Raw genomic sequence first — 2248 nt, 5'->3', positions numbered from 1 at the left:
GGCTCGCTCCCACAGGGGAAAAGCAAAAGGCCCCTTGGCAATTATGCCAAGGGGCCTTGAGAGATGCTGACTAGAGCCGTCAGCTCAAATCATTTGGTCCAGTCTGCAACGCGTTCCGGGTGTTTTGCCACCCAATCCTTCGCGGCGACTTCAGGTTTGGCACCATCCTGAATGGCCAACATGACTTCGCCGATTTCGTCTTTCGACGCCCACTGGAAGTTCTTCATAAACTTGGCAACTTCCGGAGCCTTGGTTGCCAGATCTTTGCTGCCGATGTTGTTTACAGTTTCAGCCGCGCCATAAACGCCTTTCGGGTCGTCCAGGAAGCGCAGTTTCCACTTGGCGAACATCCAGTGCGGCACCCAGCCGGTGACAGCAATGGATTCATTTTTCTTCTCGGCACGGGTCAGCTCGGCAATCATGCCGGCGCCGGAACTGGCCTTGAGTTGATACCCGGTCAGATCGTAGTCCTTGATTGCCTGTTCGGACTTGAGCATTACGCCCGAACCGGCGTCGATGCCGACGATACGATCTTTGAAGCTGTCGTCGGTTTTCAGATCGGCAATACTTTTAGCTTTGACGTACTCCGGCACGATCAGGCCGATTCTCGCGTCCTTGAAGTTCGGACCGTAATCGACGACTTGATCTTTATTCTTGGTCCAGTATTCACCATGCGTCACAGGCAGCCACGCAGACATCATGGCATCGAGTTTGCCAGTGGCCACACCCTGCCACATGATCCCGGTGGCAACTGCTTGCAGTTTCACGTCATAACCGAGTTTCTGCCTGATCACTTCAGCGGCCACGTTGGTCGTGGCAACACTGTCCGACCAGCCGTCGACATAACCGATAGTCACTGCCTTGCCTTCGGCGCTGGCTACAGTAGAACTGATCGCCAGCACCAAAGCGGCACCTGCGCCCAAGAGTCGTCGCATCTTCATCGTTACTTCCCCGAAAGTGCTGCGCTCGACGGATGCCGAGTCGCGTCAACGTATTGTTATGGTGCACAGCGCCCCCATCACGCCCACCGCAAACTCGTCCGAACATCAGCGGAGTACTGACGCCTCGATAATCAACCTCCCGACAATGGCGACCTTCTCTACCAGCGACCTCAAGGCATCGAGAAACGACATCAGAACGCCATTAATCTAGACCACCGAAAGTCAGCCGGCCAATCCGCCCAAACTTTGCATGTCAAAAGTATGCAGGCCACCAAGCACACGGCAAATGGAGGTAACATGCGCGGCTTTGCTCCCAGACGGCCTGACCATGCCCGCGACATCCCGCTTTCCTTTTTTTGCTTATCTATTCGCCTGCCTGTTGGGGCTTTTTGCCCTGGGTGGCTTCTGGTACGGCCTCGGTAAACCGGTGGTGCTGCCGGACGTTGCCAGCGCGACGCACAAGCTGCAATGCGCCTCCTACACCCCGTTCGACAAGGACCAATCGCCGTTCGATCAGCCGTTCAAGCTGCGCCCCGAGCGCATGGACGCCGACCTCGCGCTGCTGGCCAAAAGCTTCGAATGCATCCGCACCTATTCCATGACCGGTCTCGAGGCCCTGCCCGACCTGGCGCGCAAGCACGGGCTGAAACTGATGATCGGCGCCTGGGTCAACAGCAACCCGGTGGACACCGCCAAGGAAGTCGACCTGCTGATCGCCTCGGCCAACGCCAACGCGGACGTGGTGACCTCGGTGATCGTCGGCAACGAAACCCTGTTGCGCAAGGAAGTCACTGGTGCGCAGCTGGCCAAGCTCATCAGTAAAGTCAAAAGCCAGGTCAAACAGCCTGTCACTTACGCCGACGTCTGGGAGTTCTGGCTCAAGCACCCGGAAGTCGCCCCGGCGGTGGATTTCCTGACCATCCACTTGTTGCCGTACTGGGAAGATGATCCATCGAACATCGACGCCGCCCTGCAGCATGTGGCCGAAGTACGTCAGGTGTTCGGCAACAAGTTCGCACCCAAGGACGTGATGATTGGCGAAACCGGCTGGCCCAGCGAAGGCCGTCAGCGTGAAACGGCCCTGCCGAGCCGGGTCAATGAAGCCAAGTTCATTCGCGCTTTTGTCATCATGGCGGAGCAGCAAGGCTGGCATTACAACCTGATCGAAGCCTTCGACCAGCCATGGAAACGCGCCAGCGAAGGTGCGGTCGGTGGTTACTGGGGGCTATTCGATGCCGATCGCCAGGACAAGGGCGTGCTCGCCGGTCCGGTGTCGAATGTGCCTTACTGGACGCAGTGGCTGGCGG

1 protein-coding gene and 1 pseudogene (1 of these 2 cut by a window edge) are annotated in these 2248 nt (G+C 57.9%); one reads left to right on the top strand and one right to left on the bottom strand.

The annotated features are described in order from the left end of the window. Nucleotides 1-89 precede the first annotated feature (89 nt). Complete coding sequence (locus tag VD17_RS14070) at nucleotides 90-941, bottom strand: glycine betaine ABC transporter substrate-binding protein (protein ID WP_046054322.1); 852 nt, start codon at nucleotides 939-941, stop codon at nucleotides 90-92. Between the two features lie 286 nt (nucleotides 942-1227). On the opposite strand from VD17_RS14070, the pseudogene VD17_RS14065 reads away from it, so the two are divergent. Further along, a pseudogene (locus tag VD17_RS14065) lies at nucleotides 1228-2248 on the top strand (glycoside hydrolase family 17 protein); it runs 573 nt beyond the window's last position.

This window comes from Pseudomonas fluorescens, from assembly GCF_000968015.1.
Lineage (GTDB): Bacteria > Pseudomonadota > Gammaproteobacteria > Pseudomonadales > Pseudomonadaceae > Aquipseudomonas > Aquipseudomonas fluorescens_W.
The sequence above is the reverse complement of the archived record's forward strand: the minus strand, read 5'-3'. Positions and strand labels throughout refer to the sequence as shown.

Bases quoted from the DNA above. Each gene is read 5' to 3' on its own strand.
- VD17_RS14070 (WP_046054322.1), bottom strand. From the start codon at position 941: ATGAAGATGCGACGACTCTTGGGCGCAGGTGCCGCTTTGGTGCTGGCG.